Genomic DNA, 18,753 nt, shown 5'->3' with positions numbered 1-18,753 from the left:
TAAGGCCCTGATGCCCCGTGTCCCCGTGGTCCCGTCGCTCGGCAGCCCGCGTTGCCCGGGCCGGGCGCCCGGACTACTCGTTGGAGAACTCCTCCACCACCGTCGCCCCCAGCTCGCGGACGATCAGGTCGTAGCCGGAGAGGGCCGACTCGTCGAGGTCGGGGTCGTCGTCCTCGGGGGTGTCGTCCTCGGGAGCGACCGGGGGCGGCGGTTCCGGAGCGGACGACGGGCCATTGCTCGGGGCGGACGCGGACGGGTTCTGGCCGGTGAACCCGGGGCCGCCCTGGGCCGCGGCGGGGCGGGGTGCCGAAGGCTGCTGCGGTGCGGGACGGGGAGCGGCGGGCGCGCCGCCGTAACCGCCGCCGGGGCCGGGGGCCACCGGCGCCGCCGAGCCGCCCGACGGGTCGACGACCGCCTCGATCTTCCACTGCACGTTGAACTGCTCGGCCAGCGCCTGCCGCAGTACGTCCTCGCTGCCGCTGCTGGCGAAGTTGTCCCGCGCCCCCGCGTTGACGAAGCCGATCTGGAGCGTCGTGCCGTCGAACCCGGTCACCTGGGCGTTCTGGCTGAGCAGGATCCAGGTGAACCGGCGCCGGTTCTTCACCGCCTCCAGGATGTTCGGCCAGACCGTGCGCGGGTCGGGACCGCCGCCCGCGGGAGGGGCCGAGTAGGCCGCCGGAGAAGCGGGAGCGGCGGGCGTGGGCGCCGGAGCAGACACGGGCGCCGCCGGCTGGGCAGGGCCCGCGGGCGTACCGGAACCGGCCGGGGCCGGTCCCCCGCCTGCGGGTGCCGCCGTCGGCCAGCCGCCGGGTCGCCGTCCGCTGCCCACCGCCGTCGCGGTGGGCCAGGCGCCCGGCGCGGAGTTCGCGGCGGCGGGCGGAGCGGAAGCCGGCTGCGGGGCCGACGACTGGGCTGCCGCCGGAGCGGAAGGAGCGGAAGAGGTGGAAGGAGTGGCAGGCCTGGAAGGAGCGGACCCGGTAGGCGCGTCCACGGGTGCGCTTGCGGGCGGCCCCTGCTCCGGTGCCGGGGTCGGGGTCGGTGTCGGGGGGTGTACGGGGGCAGGTGCCGGAGCAGGCGTACCGGCCTCCGCAGCGCCACCCTCAGGTCCACCAGCAGGTCCGCCCCCGGACCCACCCCCAGGACCACCCGCCGCCCGCACCGCGGCCCGAGCAGCGGCGGGCCCGCCGCCGAGCGGAACCGCAGGTCCCCCAGCAGGCGCACCCGCGCTCCCGCCGGCGCCGACGCCACCGGACGGAAGCGAGGCCCCACCCCCAGCCCCGCCCCCATGCGCATCGGGCCCCGGAGCCGGCACGTATCCCATCGCGGGACCGGCCCCGCCCCCGGAGAAGTTCACCCCGCGCTCGATCCGGTCGAGGCGGGCCATGACGGAACGCTCGTCGCCGTACGCGGCGGGGAGCAGCACGCGCGCGCAGATGAGTTCGAGCTGGAGCCGCGGGGACGTGGCGCCGCGCATCTCCGTGAGTCCCTCGTTGACGAGGTCGGCGGCGCGGCTCAGCTCGGCGGCGCCGAAGACGCCGGCCTGGGCCTGCATGCGCTCCACCACGTCGACAGGAGCGTCGATGAGCCCCTTCTCGGCGGCCTCCGGCACGGCCGCGAGAATCACGAGGTCCCGCAACCGCTCCAGCAGATCGGCGACGAAGCGCCGCGGGTCGTTGCCGCCCTCGATGACGCGGTCGACGATCTCGAAGGCCGCCGCCCCGTCCCCGGAGGCGAACGCCTCGATCACGGAGTCGAGCAGCGACCCGTCCGTATAACCGAGCAGCGAGGTCGCCATGGCATACGTCACACCGGCGTCGGCCGCGCCCGCGAGCAGCTGGTCCATGACGGACATGGAGTCACGCACCGAACCGCCACCGGCCCGCACGACCAGCGGAAGCACCCCGTCCTCGATGGGGGTGCCCTCACGTCCGCAGACCTCGCCCAGATACTCGCGCAGGGTCCCGGGCGGGACCAGCCGGAAGGGGTAGTGATGCGTCCGCGACCGGATCGTCCCGATGACCTTCTCGGGCTCGGTCGTGGCGAAGATGAACTTGAGGTGCTCCGGCGGCTCCTCGACGACCTTCAGCAGCGCGTTGAAACCGGCCGACGTGACCATGTGGGCCTCGTCGATGATGTAGATCTTGTACCGACTGCTCGCGGGTCCGAAGAAGGCCTTTTCGCGCAGGTCACGGGCGTCGTCCACACCACCGTGCGAAGCGGCGTCGATCTCGATGACGTCGATGGAACCCGGCCCGTTCCGCGCCAGGTCCTGGCACGACTGGCACTCCCCGCAGGGCGTCGGCGTGGGCCCCTGCTCGCAGTTCAGACAGCGGGCCAGAATGCGCGCGCTCGTCGTCTTCCCGCATCCGCGCGGACCGCTGAACAGGTACGCGTGATTGACCCGGTTGTTTCGCAGCGCCTGCTGCAACGGGTCGGTGACATGCTCCTGCCCGATGACCTCGGCGAACGACTCCGGGCGATAGCGGCGGTACAGCGCGAGAGACGACACGCATACGAGGTTATAGGCGCCCACTGACAACCAGGACCGCTCCGGAAGCGGTCCCCTCCCCCACGCCCGGTCACCACCACCGACAGCTCCGCGAACTCGGCCCCCGCAGCCCGCACCCGCCGGCTCTCAACAGTCCATACCCGCCGGCTCTCAGCAGCCTGCACGCGCCGGCTCGCAACAGTCGGCACTCGTCGGCTCTCAGCAGCCCGCCCCGGAGGCCAGTGCCCGTCCGCCCCGGCGGGGCCCGTACCCGGGAACGCAGACGCCCCCCACGCACCCGCCAGAGCCGACCTACCCTTGCTGCCTTCCGGCCCTGGGGGAGTTCAGTCAGATAGCGCCACGTGAGGGGCTCCGCACAGGGTACCCGATCTGAGCGGGGGGAACGAGTTCGCGAGCACTCCTCCGCGTCTTGTATTGTTTGCGGCGGAGGATTCGCCTAGTGGCCTAGGGCGCACGCTTGGAAAGCGTGTTGGGGGCAACTCCTCAGGGGTTCGAATCCCCTATCCTCCGCCAGTGCCTCACCGGGCACGATGTCGAAGGGCCCCACCGTTCGCGGTGGGGCCCTTCGTCGTTGCCTGGTCTCAGTTACGCAGAGCGGTCAGCCGTGGGCTTCCACGGACAGGCAAAAAGGGGCGCCGTCATGGCCGACTCCCTGATGTCTCCATCTCCAGCTCGCCCGCCGCTTCACCGCCGACATCGACGGCGGACACGCAGCGCGCCGTCGCACCGACGGAAGCAGGTCAGCAAATACAGGCCGCACAGCCCTCACCTTGCGCCCACCTTGATCAGGGCTTTGCCGGCCCTTTGTCAATATCGCGACAGCAAACCTGCTCGGTGATCTACCGTCTTCGGGCCGGCCAGCCGACTCAGGGGGAGCAAACGACGCCATGGGCGACAAAAGCGACGGCAAGATACTCGACATCAAGATCGCCGACCTAAAGGCGACAGCCCCGCATTTCCACACGCACAGCTCCGACCTGGCCAAGGCGCTGACCAAGCTCAAGACCGGCCTGGCGGCAGCCGGTTCACCGTGGGGCGACGACGAACAGGGCCAGAAGTTTCACGAGCAGTACGGCCCGCACGTGACGAAGATGGAAGAAGCCGCCGGAATCCTGGCGCTCGGCCTGGCCAGCATCGAGGCAGCCATGACCGACATGGCGGACGGCCATATCGACAACGAACTGCTCGTCCGCTCGATGTTCAGCAAGATCCAGCCCGCTCCGCACGACGGCAACGGAACCGCGCAGTGAGCGCAGCCGACACGGCCAAGAAGATCGTCCAGGACATGACCGGCATGTGGTGGCCGGATGCCGACGAGGGCGGTCTGCGGGACGCGGCCAAGGCGTGGCGGGACTTTGCCGACGACCTCGAAAAGGTCACGGCCGCCGCGAACAAGTCGGCCCGGGGCATCATCGAGCACAACAAGGGCGAGGCGATATCCGCCTTCGACGACCCGTTCTGGCGCCGCTACTACTACGACGGCCACGGCTGGCTCCAGGACATGATCGACGGCGCCCGCGACATGGCCAAGGCCCTCGACCAGTACGCCGATGTCGTCCACAAGGCCGTCAAGCATCTGGAACACGAGCTGGAGATCGTCGGCGCCACCATCGTCGCCGGCACCGCCCTCGCGGTCTTCACTCTCGGCATCTCCGAAGGCGCCGCAGCCGCCGCCACCGCCTCGATCCTGGAACTGTCCGCCACCCTCGGCGTGACCGTCTCCACCGAGATCGCCACCATCGCCGGCACCACACTCGCCAGCGCTGCCATCGGCGGACTCGAATCGATCACCGTCGACCTGGCCGTCACCCAGCCCGTTGCGATGGCCACTGGGGAGAGCAAGGGCCTGAGCCTTGACGAGGTGAGTGACTCCGCCCGCTACGGCATGGCGTTCGGCGGCGCGTTCGGAGCAGGCGGAAGCACAGCCCGAATCGTCACCGAGAACGGCGGGATGGAGAGCCTGTTCAACGGCTTCCGACTGAACAGCGCGGCCCTCGACGAGATGGGCAAGTCCCGTACCTGGAAGCTGTTCCAGTCTCCCGACTCGAAGATTCCCGCCGCACCGGCGCGGGCCGGCGACCACGAGTTGGTCTCGGGCGACCCGGTCTACTTCGGCAAGAACACCACCACGGTGGGCTACGACGAGCGGACCCTGAACAACCTGCAACGGGTCGCCCGGGTCCCCGGCGTGCACGACGTGGTCGTGCACGGCACGGACGAGGGCGTGTTCGTTCCCGGCCGGGTCAACGCGGCGGGAAAGACCCTGACGGACTTCGAAGTGCATCCCAACCACATCGCGGATGCCATCCGCAGCAATCCCAACTACCACGGCGAACCGGTACGCCTCATCTCCTGCTACTCCGGTGCCGACGCGAGACCTCCCGAGCTGCCCCTCGCTCAGTCCGTCGCCAACGAACTCGGCGTACCCGTGACCGCGCCCACGAGCAAGGTGGGCACGTCACCCCAACTCGGCCTCAACCAGACCCCCACCATCGGCAACAATGGCTACTGGCGCACCTACCTGCCCATGGCCCACTAGCGGCAGGCTCACAGGAGTGAAGATGATCAAGCGAGCAGGCTTCTACCGGGAGATCGGCGGCCGGACCACAACCGGAGACGATGCGCCGTCCCTGCGGGATGCCGTACAGGACAGTGGGCCCTGGGACGAGGACCGCGTCCTCACCTACCTGGAATCGGCCCTGGAGATCTACACCACGATGGGCGCCGAGCGCGACGCCCTCACCGGCGAGGAGTGGATCACCGGCTCCGGATCCCTGATGACGGACGGCACCTGGCTCTGGCCCGTTGACCTCGTGCACTACGTGCGCCGTCATCACGCTGCCCTCCCGCAGGAGTTCCTGGACCACATCCGGACCAACGACTACACGGTCCCTGTCGTACCCGACGAACAAGCCAGGCACATTTTCCAGGAGGAGTTCCTGGACAGCGCCCCCGCCACGACCCCGTCCAAGGCAACGGGCTTCTTCACCTGGTACGTGCCGAAGCTGAACAGCACGAGCGCCCATCAGCTCCTCGCCCATCTGGAGAACGCGGGACTCTCAGCCGTGCACCCCCTGACGAACGCCCTCTTCGGATTCCGCGAGACGCCGACCGGAAACCGCGAACCCCTGCTGGGTGATGGCACAGCCCTCGCCACCGCCCTGGCCGACGACCGCTACTCGAAAGCCGAGTTCACGTGCTGGAAGGGCTACGACCAGTCCCTGACCGGTATCGTGCGACGCACGGACGAGACGACGCAGAGCATCACACTGCGCCTCACCGGCGTCCCGGCACCCGACCGCGAAGAGGCCGTGGCAGCACTGGTGCGCACGCTCGACCAGGACCCAACCGAGTGCCGCGGTTTCGTCATCGACCGAACCGGCGTTTCGGCTTCCCAGGACTGGGACCGCATCCTCACGGGCGACGGAGCACACTTCACCGTGTGGCCCGACACCATCGGCATCCTCCGGTACCGCGTCGGCAACCACCCTGAGCTGGCCAACAGCAAGCCGACTGCTTACGGCCCACTCGACGTCTTCCACCGCGCGTGATCTTCGAATGCCTTACCAGGCCCCGTTCACGCTGCTTCAAGAAGAGAGCTGAGGGCGGGGCACCCCCTCGCGGACGGCCGCAGGACAGAGACCACACTCATCGGCATGGCACGCGAGTGGGAGGCGATACGCGCCGGCACCATCGAGTGCCGGCCCACGGGCAGCCGATGGACCCATCTGTCCGACGCGGCCTGTAGCGCCGAAATGGTCTTCAGCACCGGCACCGGTCTGGCTCATTCACCGCTGTTCGGCGCCGCCCGCCACCTGCCCTCAACACCATTGCGCCGCAGGCCAGGACACTTCTGATCGCTCCCGGACCCCCAGACGAACATTTGGAAAGCGTGTTGGGGGCAACTCCTCAGGGGGTTCGAATCCCCTATCCTCCGCCAGTGCCTCACCGGGCACGAAATCGAAGGGCCCCGCTGCTTGCAGCGGGGCCCTTCGACGTTGGCCGACACAGTTTCCGGCTCAGGTGGGTAGCCGGGGTCCATGGGCGAGATTCTGGTGGGGGCCTGTTCGTGGACGGATCGGGAGTTGGTGGGGAGTGGGTGGTATCCCTCCGGGTGGCGGGATGCCGAGGGGCGGTTGCGGCACTACGCGGGGCGGTTTCCCGTGGTGGAAGTGGACTCCACCTACTACGGCCTCCCCAGCGAGCGGAACAGTCTGCTGTGGAGCGAGCGGACCCCGGACGGGTTTCTCTTTGACGTGAAGGCGTTCTCGCTGCTCACCGGGCATCCGACGCGGGACGGTGCGCTGCCCGGTGATCTACGGGGCCGGGTCGGGCGGGGCGAGCCCGGGGCCGGGGTGCTCGACGAGGTGTGGGGGCGTTTCGGTTCGGCGCTCGAACCGCTGCGGCGGGCGGGGCGCTTGGGGGCGGTGCTGTTCCAGTTTCCGCCGTGGTTCGCGCCCGGGGAGCGGGCCGAGCGGTTCCTCGCGGAGTGCGCCGAGCGTACGGCCGGCTGGTCCGTCGCCGTGGAGTTCCGGCATCCGGCGTGGTGGCAGGAGGAGCGGTACGCCGATACCGCCGCCCTGCTCTCCGAGTCGGGGATGGCCGCCGTCGCCGTCGACATGGTGCAGACGCTCGACGTCTCCGTGCCGCCCGTGCTGCCCGTCACCTCGCCCGAGTTGGCGATGATCCGCTTCCACGGGCGGAACGAGGCCTGGGGGACCGGTACCAAAGAGGACCGGTTCCGCCACGAGTACACCGTCGGTGAACTGGCCGAGTGGGCGCCCCGGGTGGCCCGTGCCGCCGAGCGGGCCCGGCAGGTCCACGTGCTGTTCAACAACTGCTGTGCCGACGCGGCCGTCCGGGCCGCCGAGGCCATGCGGAACCTGCTCGTCACCGAGAGGACCCTTGTCGTGCGGTGAGCCCGTCGCCCTGCGCCGGCCCACCGCCCCGTCTCGCCCCGTACTACCTGATCTTCACCGTCTTCGAGACCGTGACCTGGTCGATGTCGGTCGTGCGGATCGTGACCTTCATCGTCCAGGTTCCGGGCAGCGGCAGGTTGACGCTGTCCGCGCCCCAGTAGCCGCCCCTGTTGGTGACGTTCGCGTCGAGCGGGCCGATCTTCTCCTTGGCCAGCGTGAAGTTGAGGCGCAGCTCGGGGACGGTGGCGATCCCGCCGTCGGGACCGATGATCACGGCCTGGACCGTGTTCTCGCCGACCCGCCCCGGCGCCAGATCGATCTGCACCTTGCCGTGCCCGCCCGGCGTCCCCACGTCGAACGGGATCAAGGTCGTCGAGCCGACGGACTGATCGGCCGACGAGGCCGACGAGGCCGACGCCGCCTTCGCCTCCGTGGCGGCGCGGCCCGGCTGGGTCCCGGTGAGCACGGTGGTGATCACCAGGACCACGATCCCGATCGTCACCTCCGCCAGCACGGAGCGGCGCAGGGCACGGCGGTACGTTCCCGGATCGGGCGACCCCTCGGGCAGGGCCGCACCCGCGTCCGGCCGTACGCCGTCCGGTCGTACGCCGTCCGGCCGTTCACCGTCCCGCCGTTCACCATCCGCCCGTACGTCGTCGGAGTCCGCCCGTACGTCGTCGGAGTCCGCCCGTACGTCGTCGGACTCGTCGCCGAGGGCGGCCGGGGCACCCACGCGCTCGGGCAGCCGCGCGGGCGCCGGGATCGTACGGTCCGCCGTCGTCGCCAGACGTGCCGTCGTCACCTGACGTGCTGTCGTCAGCAGACGTGCCGTCCAGCGTCGTGAGTACGCCGCCGCCGCGAGGACGAGCAGGACCGCCGCCAGTTTGGCGATCAGGATCCGGCCGTACGACGTCGAAGTGAGGGCGTCCCAGGAGCCCAGGCCGCGCCAGGACTGGTAGACGCCGGTGGCGACCAGTACGGCGACCGCGATGAACGCGAGGCGGGAGAAGCGGGCGACGGCGGTGGCGGGCAGGCTCTCGGGGGCCCGCTGGAGAGCGGTGAGCAGGGCCGCGAGGCCGCCCAGCCAGACCGCCATCGACAGCAGGTGCAGTACGGCGGAGACCATCGCCACGGGGACCTGGATCCCGGCCGAGGCGTGTTCGGCGGCGGCCCAGGTCGTCGTCAGGGAGACGGCCAGCACACCGCCCGCGACGAGCACGCCCCTTGGGGGGCTGAAGATCTCCGCAGGGGTGGCGTCCTTGGTCGGGGTGGAGTCCTCCGCCGGGTCGGAAGCGTCTGCCTTTCCGGTTCCGGTCTGCGGGAGATCGTCACCGACCGGCCCGGGTTCACCGCCGCTCGCGACGTCGCCGCCGGCTCCGGCTCCGGCTCCGGCCCCGGCATCGGCGTCCGCTTCGCCCCCGCGTACGGCTTCATCGCCGTCTTCGAGCAGCCGCGCAGGAATCCGCATCGGCAGCAGGGCCACCGCGGCCAGCAGGACCAGCCTGGCCAGCAGCGCCACCCCCGGCCGCCCGGTCAGCGTGGTCGCCAGGGCCGACGGGTCCAGGGCCGTCGAAAGACCGCTGCCCTGCTCGTACGGACCGCGGAGCAGCAGCAGGGCGACGGTGGAGAGGAGCAGCGTCCACCAGCCGGCCAGCAGCAGGGTGCGGACCGGGGCGACGCCGGTGACCACGGCGAAGGTGGCCGCTCCGATCAGCAGGGCCACGGCGGCGTACGCGAAGTAGCGCGCGGCGTCGTAGAGCGTGCCGGCGGCCGTGTTCCCGGAGGCGTCGGACGGCAGGACGACGCTGGTCGCGGAGGGCTTGCCGACGGAGAAGGTGAAGGCGCCGGAGACGGGGTGGCTGTCCGCCGACACGACCCGCCAGGCCACCGTGAAGGTGCCGGTGCCCAGATCACGCGGCAGGGTCACCCTGGCCGTCTCGGAACGGCCCCCCGCGTGTCCGGCCTCTCCGGTGTGGACGCGCCGGTTCTCGGGGTCGAGGACGCGGAAGGAGTCGTCGAGCAGACCGACGGACTCGGTGAAGGTCAGGGTGACGTGGCGTGGGGCCGACTTGAGGACGGTTCCGTCCCGGGGGTCGGTGCCGCTGAGGGCGGCGTGCGCGGACGCCGGGCCCGCGCCGCCGAGGACGAGCAGGACCAGCACGGCGCCCAGCAGCACCACGCCGTGAACGACCCGCCCGCCAGGGCCTCGTCCGCCCCGGGATCCGGCGACCGCCGCAGCCCGTCGTCCGGCTCGCGATTCGCCGACATCGCCGCCCCACCGACCGGTTCGCGACCCGGCGACTCCTCCGGCCCACCGTCCGCGCCACGACCCGGCCCACCGTCCGCGCGATGAACTGGCGACAGTCGCGCCCCGCCGACCGCCTCGCGACCCGGCAACCGCTCCGGCCCAGCGTCCGCGTCGTGACCCGGCGACAGTCGCGCCCCGCCCTCCGCCTCGTCCGCCATCGTGTCCTTCTTCTCGCCGTGGGCCCACGTCGCGTCTCCGTATCCGGGCATCCGATGGCCGGGCGCCGCCGGCCGGCGCCCGGGTCATCCGTGTATCCGTATGGTGCCGCGTCCGTACTTCCGCGTGTCCGGGGGTGTCCCGGACGTCCGGTGGTGCCGGCGCGCGGCTGCGTGCGGATACATACGGACGTGCGCGGTCGCGCACTCACCGGGCCGAGCGGGCGAGCCTCACCGGGGCCGAGCAGGGCGGTCTCCCCACGACGCACGGGCGAGGTCACCGGCGTAGCAGGCGGACCTCACCGCAGCCGAGCAGGACGGCCAGGACGACCTCCCCACGACGCACGGGCGAGGTCACCGGCGGTCGGGCCGGCCTACCAGGTCGGCCGTGCCGACACCCCGCCATCCACCACCAGGTCGTGGCCGGTGACCCACGACGCCAGCGGGGAGGCGAGGAACACGCAGGCGTCGCCCACGTCCTCGGGGCGGCCCAGGCGGCCGGTGGGGACCGCCTGTTGCCAGCGTCGTACGCCCTCCGGCCAGGCCTCGGCCAGGCCCTCGCGGTCGATCAGGCCGGGCGAGACGGTGTTGACGCGGATGCCGTGCGGGCCGTACTCCAGGGCCGCCGAACGTGCGTGCATGACGACGGCCGCTTTGGCGGCGGAGTAGTGGGCGTGCAGAGGCGCGGGGTGGGTCGCCTCGATGGAGGCGATGTGCGTGACGCTGCCACCGCCACCCGCGCTCATGACCTCCGCGGCGGCCTGCGTACAGGCGAAGACGCTCGACAGGTTGGTGTCGACGACGGCCTTCCAGTCGGCCAGGGACATACCGGGCAACGCCTGAGTGGGCTGGACGCCCGCGTTGTTGACCAGGGCGGTCAGCCCGGCACCGCCCGCCGAACCCGCGCCGTGCCGGAGTCCCAGCCCCCGCCCCCACTCCGCCGCCTCCCGGACCAGCCGCCCGCAGGCGTCCTCGTCCGTCAGATCGGCTCGCAGAGCGACGGCCTCGACGCCCAGGTCCCGTGCCTCGGCGACCACTTCGTCGGCGGCGGCGGACCCGGTGCGGTGGTGGACGGCGACCGCCGCGCCGGCCCGGGCGAACCGCAGCGCGATCCCGCGCCCGATCCCTCCCGAGGCGCCGGTCACCAGGGCCACTTGGCCGGCGAGGAGACCCTCGGCGGCGGTCAAGGGCGGCTCAGCGCGGTGATCCGCGCCTCCTCGGCGGGGTAGCGGGCGGTCAGCTCGGCGCGGTCGCCGTGCTCGTAGCCCTCGTAGGTGAATCCGGGGGCCATCGTGCAACCGAAGAACGTCCAGGACCCGTCCCCGGCGACCCGCGCGCCCATCCAGGTGCCGGCGGGGACGGTGTACTGCGGGTGCTGGCCGCCGAGCACATCGGGCCCCAGGACGACCGTGCGCGCGCTGCCGTCCGGGGCGAGCAGCAGCATGTCCAGCGGATCGCCGAGGTAGAAGTGCCAGACCTCGTCCGTCGGCAGCCGGTGCAGGGCCGAGAAGTCGCCGGGAGCGGAGGTGAGCAGGGCGACGATCGCGGTTCCCTCGGGGCGGCCGTCGGCCCGCTCGGGGCCCGCCCACGTCTGCCGGAAGAGGCCCCCTTCCTGGGGGATCGGCTCCAGTCCGTAATGGGCGACGAGATCTTCGGGCGTCATCCGGCCAGGCTACTGAGCCGAGGCCGGGGCAGGGGCCGTCTGCCTGGTGAGAAAGGCGAGTCGGGCGCGCTTCTCGGGCAGATGGACGTCGGGGAGAACGATTTCGGGCAGGACGACCAGCGGCCCGGGCTCGAAACCGTGCCGGACGAAACGGGCGATCGCCTTCTCGTTGCGCTCGTCGGGGTCGACCACCACCCGCCGGCGGTCCTGGCCGGTCAGCACGTACACCGTGAACGCGGTCAGCAGCGCGGCGGAGAAACCGGGCCGCGGCCCGCCGGGTCCGGCCGGCCCGATCAGCACGTGGATACCGATGTCGCCCGGCTCGACCTCGTAGCACTCGCTCACCCGGTCGGCCGCCGGCTCGTACGTCTGCAGGAGCGCGGCCGGTTCGCCGTCCATGACGGCGAGGAAGGCGTGGTGGGTGTCGAGCGTGTCCAGATGAACGTACGTCTCCAGGACCTGCTCCTTGGTGAACCCGTTCATGCCCCAGAAGACGGCGCGTTCCCCGGTGACCCAGCCGTGCACGACGTCCAGGTCGGCGTGCGGGTCCAGGGGCAGGATGCGGACGGTGCCGAAGCCGTCGATGGACTGCTCGTGGACGGCTTCGCGGGCAGCGGCGTACGGCTCAGTGGTCATCGTTCTCCTTCGTCAGCGGGTGCAGCAGGCTCCAGTCGGTGCCGACCAGGGCGAGATCTCCCTTGAGCCACAAGGGGAGTTGGTCGCGGTGGTGGGGCGAGCCGGGGATGCCCGAGGCGCCGAGCGGGACGACCCAGAGGCTGTCGTCACGGCGGGCGAGGTCCCATACGTAACGGGCGGCCGGGCCCCGCGCGGCGCGGTCCGTCACCCCGGGGACGGCCGAGGTGCACAGCACGCAGTCGTGGTCCCCGGACAGACCCGGTTCGTCGTACGGGGCCGAGGCGAGCGCGCGCCACGGTGCGAGGCGATGCGTGTCTCCCCAGGTCGAATCCCGCATGCCGTCCCCAGCGCCTGCGGCCACCTCCTCGACGGCTTCCCGCACGATCGCGGCACGGTCGATGCCGTACAACTCCCGTGCACCCAGCAGGTTTTCCAGGGCGTAACCGACGCGTGGGGTGAGGGCGAGCCAGGGGAGGAAGATCTCCGGGTACGCGGGCGGGTCGGTCAGACACGCCAGGGCGGGGTGCGCCGCGAGCCGTCGTACGACCGCGCCGCGCACCGCCGCGTACACCGTCGCGTCGGTGCTGTCGGCGTCCATGTGCCGGTTCCAGGACAGGAGTCGGGCCCGTACGGCGGCGGCCCGGGGACTCAGCGCCTGCACGTCGAGGGCGTCGAGGCGGGCCAACAGGGGTGCCGCGGAGGCGAGATGGGTGTCCATGTGGACGGCCGCCATCTCCGGCGCGGACCAGGTCTCCTGAGCGGTGAGCAGGGTGCGGATGCGGGCGGCTCGGTGCGGCGGGGCGAACTCGACGCCGAGCGGGGCCGACGCGGCGCGCTGGTTGGCCATCACGGCGATGCCGTCGTCGATAGTGCCGTACGGCATCTCGTGCCAGCCGCGCCACTCGTGGCCGGGCACCCAGGCGGGCACCACGCGGGTCCGGTTGTCCGCGTGGCGCACCGGCACCTTGCCGGCGACCCGGTGCAGCAGCCCGCCTTCGGTGTCGGCGGCCTGGACGACGTTCACGGGCTCGGCCCACCGGTCGAGCGCCCGGTCCACGTCGGCCACCGTGCGGGCGCGCAGCAGCGGCAACAGCGCACCGAAGCCGAGGTCATGGGTGACCCGGGGCGGATACCGGAGGCTGATGCCCGCCTCCTCCCCGGCGCCACCGGGCTCCCCGATGACGCCACCGGACCCACCGATGACGGCACCGGGCTCCCCGATGACCACCGGCCCCCGTTCCGTCTCGATCACCTCGACCTCGACGGGCTCCGTGTCGGCCACCTCGACGGTCTCGGTGTGGCGGATCGCCGGCCGCCAAACGCCGTCCGGGCCGAGGGCCTCGACGCCGTCCGTGGTGCGCCGCAGGCGTTCGCGGTAGAGGTCCTGGTAGTCGGCCATCGCGTTGGTGATGGCCCAGGCGACCGTGCCGGTGTGGGCGAAGTGGGCGATGCCCGGGACGCCGGGGACGGCGAGGCCGACGACGTCGAACTCGGGGCAGGCGAGGTGGATCTGCTGGTAGACGCCGGGGTCCTCGATGAAGCGGTGGGGGTCGCCCGCGATGACCGGCCGGCCGGTGCTGGTGCGCTCGCCGGTGACGAGCCAGCCGTTGCTGCCGACCGTGCCGGGCCCGTCGGTGGCGAAGAGCCCGACCGCGTCGGGGCCGAGCCGCCGCACGACCTCCTCGCGCCACAACTTGGCGGGGAAACCCACGAACAGGATGTGAGCGCTCAGCCAGACGCCCAGCGGGGTCCACGGCTCCCAGCGGCCGGGGGCGAGCCGGGCTGCCGCGAACTCGGGGGCGCGGCGGGCGCCTTCGGCCAGGCCCGCGTTGACTCCGTCGACGTACGCCCGGAGCCAGTCGGCCGTCTCCGGGTCCCGTTCCTCCAGGGCCGCGAAACAACGTCTGGAGGTGTCGTCGAGGCGGGCGCGGCGCACGAAGAGGTCCCAGTCGAGGGACGCGGCGCCGAGGAACGCGGCCGAGGTGCCCTGCGCGCGATGCCGCTCGACCTCCAGCTGCCAGGCCCGGTCCACCGCGGTGATCCGGCCCTGGGCATGGGCGAGTTCGCGCGGGCTGTCCGCCCGCAGATGGGGGATGCCCCAGGCGTCACGGTAGATCTCGGTGGTCACGGTCCACCCCCACTCATTTCAGGTTAGGCTAACCTAACTTATTGCGACGGAACGGTACGCACGGGGCCACGCGCGTGGAGCCCGAAAAGGAAGAGGGGCAACGCCCATGGAGCCCGAAGAGGCGGCACGCGCGCGTGCGGGCGATCATCGAGGCATGGACGCCACTCTTCACCTCGCCCAGCAGCCGGAAGCGGACGAGCTGCTGGGCCGCAGTCCGCTCGCCGCGCTCGTGGGGATGCTGCTGGACCAGCAGGTTCCGATGGAGTGGGCGTTCGCGGGCCCGTACACCGTCGCCCGGCGGCTGGGACGGGACGACCTCGACGCGCACGAGATCGCGGCGTACGACCCCGAGGCCTTCGCGGCGCTGCTCTCCGACAAGCCGGCCGTGCACCGCTACCCGGGCTCGATGGCCAAACGGATCCAGCAGCTCTGCCAGTACCTCGTGGAGCACTACGGCGGTGACGCGAGCGCCGTCTGGCGGGACGCCGCGACCGGCGAGGAACTCCTGCGCCGGCTGAAGGACCTGCCCGGGTTCGGAACCCAGAAGGCGCAGATCTTCCTCGCCCTCCTGGGCAAACAGCTCGACGTACGCCCCAAGGGCTGGCGCGAGGCCGCGGGAGCGTACGGGGAGCCGAAGGCGTACCGGTCCGTCGCCGACATCACCGGTCCCGAGTCGCTGGCGAAGGTGCGGGCGCACAAGCAGGAGATGAAGGCGGCGGCGAAGGCGGCCAAGGCCGGCAAGTAGCCGGCACGCAGACGTCACCGACCCGGGCCGAGGCCCGCGTCAGTCGCCTGGCCCGTCCCGGGTGGCAGATCCCGCGCGCCCGGTCGGACCATGAGACATGACCGAGGTACCGAACGGCTCACAGGGTCCGGAGTACGACGACCGGCGCGTCCACGCGTCCCGGGACCCGCGAGGCGACCACCCCGCCGGCCCGGACCGTTCCGAGGGCCTCGGGGGCTTCGAGGGCCCCCTGCACTTCCTCTCCCGCGCCGCCTGGCAGGCCGTCCTGGTCGCCGGGATCGCCGCGCTGGTCCTGGGGATCCTGGTCCTGGCCTGGCCGAAGGCGACCCTGTTCGCGGCCGGCGTGCTCTTCGGGCTCTATCTGCTCGTCAGCGGGGTGCTGCAACTCGTCTCCGCCTTCGGGACGCATGCCGCGACCTCGCTGCGGGTCATGGCGTTCATCAGCGGCGTGCTGTCGATCCTGCTGGGCCTGTTCTGCTTCCGCGGAGCGATGCAGTCGATTCTGCTGCTGGCCCTGTGGATCGGCATCGGCTGGCTGTTCCGCGGCATCACGCAGACGCTGGCCGCCGCGTCCGACCCGAACGTTCCGGCCCGCGGCTGGCAGATGTTCCTCGGCGTCATCAGCTTCTTCGCCGGAGTCGTGCTGATCGTCTCCCCGTTCGAGTCGGTCGCCGTACTGGCCGTCGTCGGCGGCTGCTGGCTCCTCGCGGTCGGCATCACCGAGATCATCACCGCGGTCCGGATCCACGGACGCGCACAGCACATCCCGCACGCCGTCTGACGGTCCCGATCCGTCAACCGCACGCCCGGCCCGTACGCCAAGAGGGCGGATCTCGTGGCCGACCGATGAAAACCCCGCTCCCGATGGGGACATGACGTCTCATGAGCCCCACCCCGCGTCCACCGCACCCGCTGCGCCAGTGCGTGCGGGCGCGGGGAGGGGCTCGCGGCCGTGTCTCCAGGGCCGCCTGGCTGCGTTTCCTCGTCCTGCTGGTCGTCGCGCTGCTGGCGGCGGGTCCGCACTCCGAGTCGCTCGCCGCCGTCCCCGTCGCCGGCGCCGCCGAGACGGGCGGCGCCGAGCACGACGTACTCGACACGGCCCTGCGCCCGCCGGTCCGGCAGGGACACCGGCCGCTCGCCCCGCTGCGCCCCGCGCCCGCCCCGGACACCGCGCACCGGGAGCCGGCCGCCCACCCCCTCCCCGTACCGTCACCGCCGCTGTCCCCCCTTGCCCTGCACGTCCTGCGCTGCGTGGTCCTGCGCTGCTGAGTGGCCCGGCCCGCCTCATCAGCGAAGTCACGCATTCGAAGTCACGCATTCAAGGACTCAGGACAGGACACAGCCATGGCCAACGACCCCTACGCGGTCCTCCAGGCACTGCTGCGCGCGGAGGGCGTACGCAACGCGCCCAAACCGAAGGCGGAACCCCGCCCCGGACCGGCCGAGCAACGGGAGGAGACGCCGCCTCCGAAGAAGCAGGGGCGCGACTGAACATGCGGGCGGCCGTCCCCGAACGGGGGCGGCCGCCCGTGCGGCGGAGGGCTACCGGCGCCGTGCCGTCCCGAAGATCGAGCGCGTGATCTCCCGCCCGATCTGCGTGCCCACCGAACGGGCCAGGGACTTGAAGATGCCGCTGCCGACCACCTGCTCGACCACCGAGCCGTCCCCCTTGGCCTGCCGGCTCTGCCGGGGCGGGGCCTTCTCCGCGGTTCGCGCGGCCTCCTGCGCGGCCAGCGCCTGATCCGCCTGCTCGCGGGCGGTGAGCTTCTCGTACGCCGACTCGCGGTCCACCGCCTCCGCGTACCGCGCGTACAGGGAGGAGGCCTTCACCGCCTGGTCCAGGGCCGCCGGATCCACCGGCCCCATCAGCGACTCCGGCGCCCGCAGCCGCGTCGCCGCGACCGGCGTCGGCGCGCCCTTCTCGCTGAGGACGGTGATCACGGCCTCGCCGGTGCCGAGGCCGGTGAGGACCTCCTCCAGGTCGTACGCGGAGTTCGGGAAGGTCTTCACCGTGGCCTTCAGGGCCTTCTGGTCGTCGGGGGTGAAGGCGCGCAGCGCGTGCTGCACCCGGTTGCCGAGCTGGCCGAGCACATCGGCCGGTACGTCCTTCGGGGTCTGCGTCACGAAGAAGACGCCGACCCCTTTCGAGCGAATGAGCCGGACGGTCTGCGTGATGGAGTCGAGGAACGCCTTCGAGGCGTCGTTGAAGAGCAGGTGCGCCTCGTCGAAGAAGAAGACCAGCTTCGGCTTGTCCACGTCGCCGACCTCGGGAAGGTCGTGGAACAGGTCGGCGAGCAGCCACATCAGGAACGTCGAGAAGAGCTGCGGCTTGTCCTGGACCTCGGGCAGCTCCAGGACGGAGACCGTGCCGCGGCCGTCCGACGCGGTCCGCAACAGCTCGCTGGTGTCGAACTCCGGCTCCCCGAAGAAGGGGCTCATGCCCTGCGCTTCGAACGTGGTGAGGGACCGCAGGATCACGCCCGCCGTGGCGGACGAGAGCCCGCCGATCCCCTTCAGCTCCTGCTTGCCCTCGTCGGACGTCAGGAAGGTGACGACCGCGCGCAGATCCTTCAGGTCGACCAGCTCCAGGCCCTTCTGGTCGGCGTAGTGGAAGATCAGGCCGAGGGACTGCTCCTGGGTCTGGTTGAGCTGGAGCACCTTGGACAGCAGCACCGGGCCGAAGCTGGTGACGGTGGCGCGTACGGGGATCCCGTGCCCCATGCCGCCCAGCGCGTAGAACTCCGCGGGGAAACCGGTCGCCGTCCACTCCTGGCGCACGTCCCGCGCGCGCTCCTGGACCTTCGCACCGGCCTCGCCGGGCGCGGAGACGCCCGACACGTCGCCCTTGATGTCCGCGAGGAACACCGGAACGCCCTGGGCGGAGAGCTGCTCCGCGACGAGCTGGAGGGTCTTCGTCTTGCCGGTGCCGGTGGCGCCCGCGACCAGTCCGTGGCGGTTGAGCACGGGCAGCGGAATGCGGATCTGTACGTCCGGCAGGCACTGTCCGTCCCAGAGCAGGGCGCCGAGATCGAGGGCGGGGCCGGAGAACGCGTATCCGGCGGCGATCTCCTGGACTTCCGCAGGCCGCGCGGGAGTCCCGCCCACTCCTTCGGGTGCGCTTGCCGGGGACGCCGCCGACTCGGTCTCGCTGTCACTCATGTCAGGCCCCTGTTCCCGGTTGTCCCCGTTCGAGCGTCCCCGGCGGGTTCCTGGGAACCACGGACAGTAACCGGTTTGCCCGTATATGCGACGTCTTTTCCAGCGTCGCACTCCGTCGCCATGGCTGCGCCCGGAAGGTCTTGACCGGTAGGCTTTCCGTGTGATCTTCAAGCGCATCGGAAACGGCCGGCCGTACCCCGACCACGGCCGGGAAAGCACCCGGCAGTGGGCGGACGTCGCGCCGCGCCCGGTCCGCCTCGATCAGCTCGTGACGACCAAGGGCCAGCTGGATCTGGAGACGCTCCTCGCCGAGGACTCCACCTTCTACGGCGACCTCTTCGCGCACGTCGTGAAGTGGCAAGGCGACCTGTATCTGGAGGACGGACTGCACCGCGCGGTCCGGGCCGCGCTCCAGCAGCGCCAGGTGCTCCACGCCCGCGTACTCGAGCTGGACTGAGGCTCGACCACCCGTCCGTTGACCCTTTTGGGTTGGACTGAGCCCCGGGCAATGATCATTTAGTAGTTATCGTC

The 18,753-nt window shown here is 71.6% G+C and carries 17 protein-coding genes, 1 tRNA gene and 1 other RNA gene; 11 read left to right on the top strand and 8 right to left on the bottom strand.

Features of this window, described 5'->3' with window-relative positions:
* Nucleotides 1–73: 73 nt before the first annotated feature.
* Together ACFWM2_RS34165 and ffs are read right to left on the bottom strand one after the other, a co-directional pair.
* Nucleotides 74–2,509, bottom strand: coding sequence for a DNA polymerase III subunit gamma and tau (locus ACFWM2_RS34165; protein WP_383288018.1), 2,436 nt, complete (start codon nucleotides 2,507–2,509; stop codon nucleotides 74–76).
* 258 nt (nucleotides 2,510–2,767) lie between these two features.
* Nucleotides 2,768–2,862, bottom strand: an RNA gene (ffs, locus tag ACFWM2_RS34160) — signal recognition particle sRNA small type.
* Nucleotides 2,863–2,934: 72 nt separating this feature from the next.
* Between ffs and ACFWM2_RS34155 the strand changes: the two genes are divergently transcribed.
* The 6 genes from ACFWM2_RS34155 (at nucleotide 2,935) to ACFWM2_RS34130 (ending at nucleotide 7,428) form a co-directional block, all read left to right on the top strand.
* Nucleotides 2,935–3,022 (top strand) — tRNA-Ser (locus ACFWM2_RS34155).
* 374 nt (nucleotides 3,023–3,396) lie between these two features.
* Nucleotides 3,397–3,759, top strand: coding sequence for a hypothetical protein (locus ACFWM2_RS34150; RefSeq protein WP_383288016.1), 363 nt, complete (start codon nucleotides 3,397–3,399; stop codon nucleotides 3,757–3,759).
* The gene (locus tag ACFWM2_RS34145) at nucleotides 3,756–5,048 is read left to right on the top strand and encodes a hypothetical protein (protein WP_383288014.1); all 1,293 of its coding nucleotides are present in this window, start codon (nucleotides 3,756–3,758) and stop codon (nucleotides 5,046–5,048) included. The genes ACFWM2_RS34150 and ACFWM2_RS34145 overlap by 4 nt, the downstream gene beginning before the upstream one ends.
* Nucleotides 5,049–5,070: 22 nt before the next feature.
* Nucleotides 5,071–6,060, top strand: coding sequence for a hypothetical protein (locus tag ACFWM2_RS34140; RefSeq protein ID WP_383288012.1), 990 nt, complete (start codon nucleotides 5,071–5,073; stop codon nucleotides 6,058–6,060).
* A gap of 105 nt (nucleotides 6,061–6,165) precedes the next feature.
* On the top strand, nucleotides 6,166–6,366 hold the full coding sequence (locus tag ACFWM2_RS34135; RefSeq protein ID WP_383288010.1) for a hypothetical protein: 201 nt from the start codon (nucleotides 6,166–6,168) through the stop codon (nucleotides 6,364–6,366).
* Between the two features lie 183 nt (nucleotides 6,367–6,549).
* The gene (locus tag ACFWM2_RS34130) at nucleotides 6,550–7,428 is read left to right on the top strand and encodes a DUF72 domain-containing protein (RefSeq protein ID WP_383288008.1); all 879 of its coding nucleotides are present in this window, start codon (nucleotides 6,550–6,552) and stop codon (nucleotides 7,426–7,428) included.
* A 43-nt stretch (nucleotides 7,429–7,471) separates the two neighbouring features.
* On the opposite strand, the gene ACFWM2_RS34125 is transcribed toward ACFWM2_RS34130, so the two are convergent.
* The 5 genes from ACFWM2_RS34125 to ACFWM2_RS34105 all read right to left on the bottom strand — a co-directional run bounded on the left by ACFWM2_RS34125 (nucleotide 7,472) and on the right by ACFWM2_RS34105 (nucleotide 14,318).
* Entirely contained in the window at nucleotides 7,472–9,604 is a 2,133-nt protein-coding gene (locus tag ACFWM2_RS34125) for a copper resistance CopC/CopD family protein (RefSeq protein WP_383288170.1), read from the bottom strand.
* Between the two features lie 661 nt (nucleotides 9,605–10,265).
* Nucleotides 10,266–11,078, bottom strand: a complete 813-nt coding sequence (locus ACFWM2_RS34120; RefSeq protein WP_383288006.1) for an SDR family NAD(P)-dependent oxidoreductase — start codon at nucleotides 11,076–11,078, stop codon at nucleotides 10,266–10,268.
* Nucleotides 11,075–11,554, bottom strand: coding sequence for a cupin domain-containing protein (locus ACFWM2_RS34115; RefSeq protein WP_383288004.1), 480 nt, complete (start codon nucleotides 11,552–11,554; stop codon nucleotides 11,075–11,077). The genes ACFWM2_RS34120 and ACFWM2_RS34115 overlap by 4 nt, the downstream gene beginning before the upstream one ends.
* A gap of 9 nt (nucleotides 11,555–11,563) precedes the next feature.
* A complete protein-coding gene (locus ACFWM2_RS34110; RefSeq protein WP_383288002.1) occupies nucleotides 11,564–12,190 on the bottom strand; it encodes a GNAT family N-acetyltransferase in 627 nt (208 codons plus the stop codon).
* Nucleotides 12,180–14,318: a penicillin acylase family protein gene (locus ACFWM2_RS34105; protein WP_383288000.1), complete on the bottom strand. Its 2,139-nt coding sequence runs from the start codon at nucleotides 14,316–14,318 to the stop codon at nucleotides 12,180–12,182. Before ACFWM2_RS34105 ends, ACFWM2_RS34110 begins: the two co-directional genes overlap by 11 nt.
* A 154-nt stretch (nucleotides 14,319–14,472) precedes the next feature.
* On the opposite strand from ACFWM2_RS34105, the gene ACFWM2_RS34100 reads away from it, so the two are divergent.
* The 4 genes from ACFWM2_RS34100 to ACFWM2_RS34085 all read left to right on the top strand — a co-directional run bounded on the left by ACFWM2_RS34100 (nucleotide 14,473) and on the right by ACFWM2_RS34085 (nucleotide 16,554).
* Nucleotides 14,473–15,063: an HhH-GPD-type base excision DNA repair protein gene (locus ACFWM2_RS34100; protein ID WP_383287998.1), complete on the top strand. Its 591-nt coding sequence runs from the start codon at nucleotides 14,473–14,475 to the stop codon at nucleotides 15,061–15,063.
* A 97-nt stretch (nucleotides 15,064–15,160) separates the two neighbouring features.
* Entirely contained in the window at nucleotides 15,161–15,844 is a 684-nt protein-coding gene (locus ACFWM2_RS34095; protein WP_383287996.1) for an HdeD family acid-resistance protein, read from the top strand.
* A gap of 101 nt (nucleotides 15,845–15,945) precedes the next feature.
* Nucleotides 15,946–16,332 (top strand): hypothetical protein, encoded by a 387-nt coding sequence (locus ACFWM2_RS34090; protein WP_383287994.1) that lies wholly within the window; start codon nucleotides 15,946–15,948, stop codon nucleotides 16,330–16,332.
* A 75-nt stretch (nucleotides 16,333–16,407) separates the two neighbouring features.
* Nucleotides 16,408–16,554, top strand: a complete 147-nt coding sequence (locus tag ACFWM2_RS34085) for a hypothetical protein (RefSeq protein WP_383287992.1) — start codon at nucleotides 16,408–16,410, stop codon at nucleotides 16,552–16,554.
* A 51-nt stretch (nucleotides 16,555–16,605) separates the two neighbouring features.
* Here ACFWM2_RS34085 and ACFWM2_RS34080 read toward each other — a convergent pair whose 3' ends face one another.
* The gene (locus tag ACFWM2_RS34080) at nucleotides 16,606–18,222 is read right to left on the bottom strand and encodes a helicase HerA-like domain-containing protein (protein WP_383287990.1); all 1,617 of its coding nucleotides are present in this window, start codon (nucleotides 18,220–18,222) and stop codon (nucleotides 16,606–16,608) included.
* A 160-nt stretch (nucleotides 18,223–18,382) separates the two neighbouring features.
* Between ACFWM2_RS34080 and ACFWM2_RS34075 the strand changes: the two genes are divergently transcribed.
* Nucleotides 18,383–18,679, top strand: coding sequence for a type II toxin-antitoxin system VapB family antitoxin (locus ACFWM2_RS34075; RefSeq protein ID WP_003999914.1), 297 nt, complete (start codon nucleotides 18,383–18,385; stop codon nucleotides 18,677–18,679).
* Nucleotides 18,680–18,753 lie beyond the last annotated feature (74 nt).

This window comes from Streptomyces sp. NPDC058371 (assembly GCF_042723265.1).
Lineage (GTDB): Bacteria > Actinomycetota > Actinomycetes > Streptomycetales > Streptomycetaceae > Streptomyces.
The sequence above is the reverse complement of the archived record's forward strand: the minus strand, read 5'-3'. Positions and strand labels throughout refer to the sequence as shown.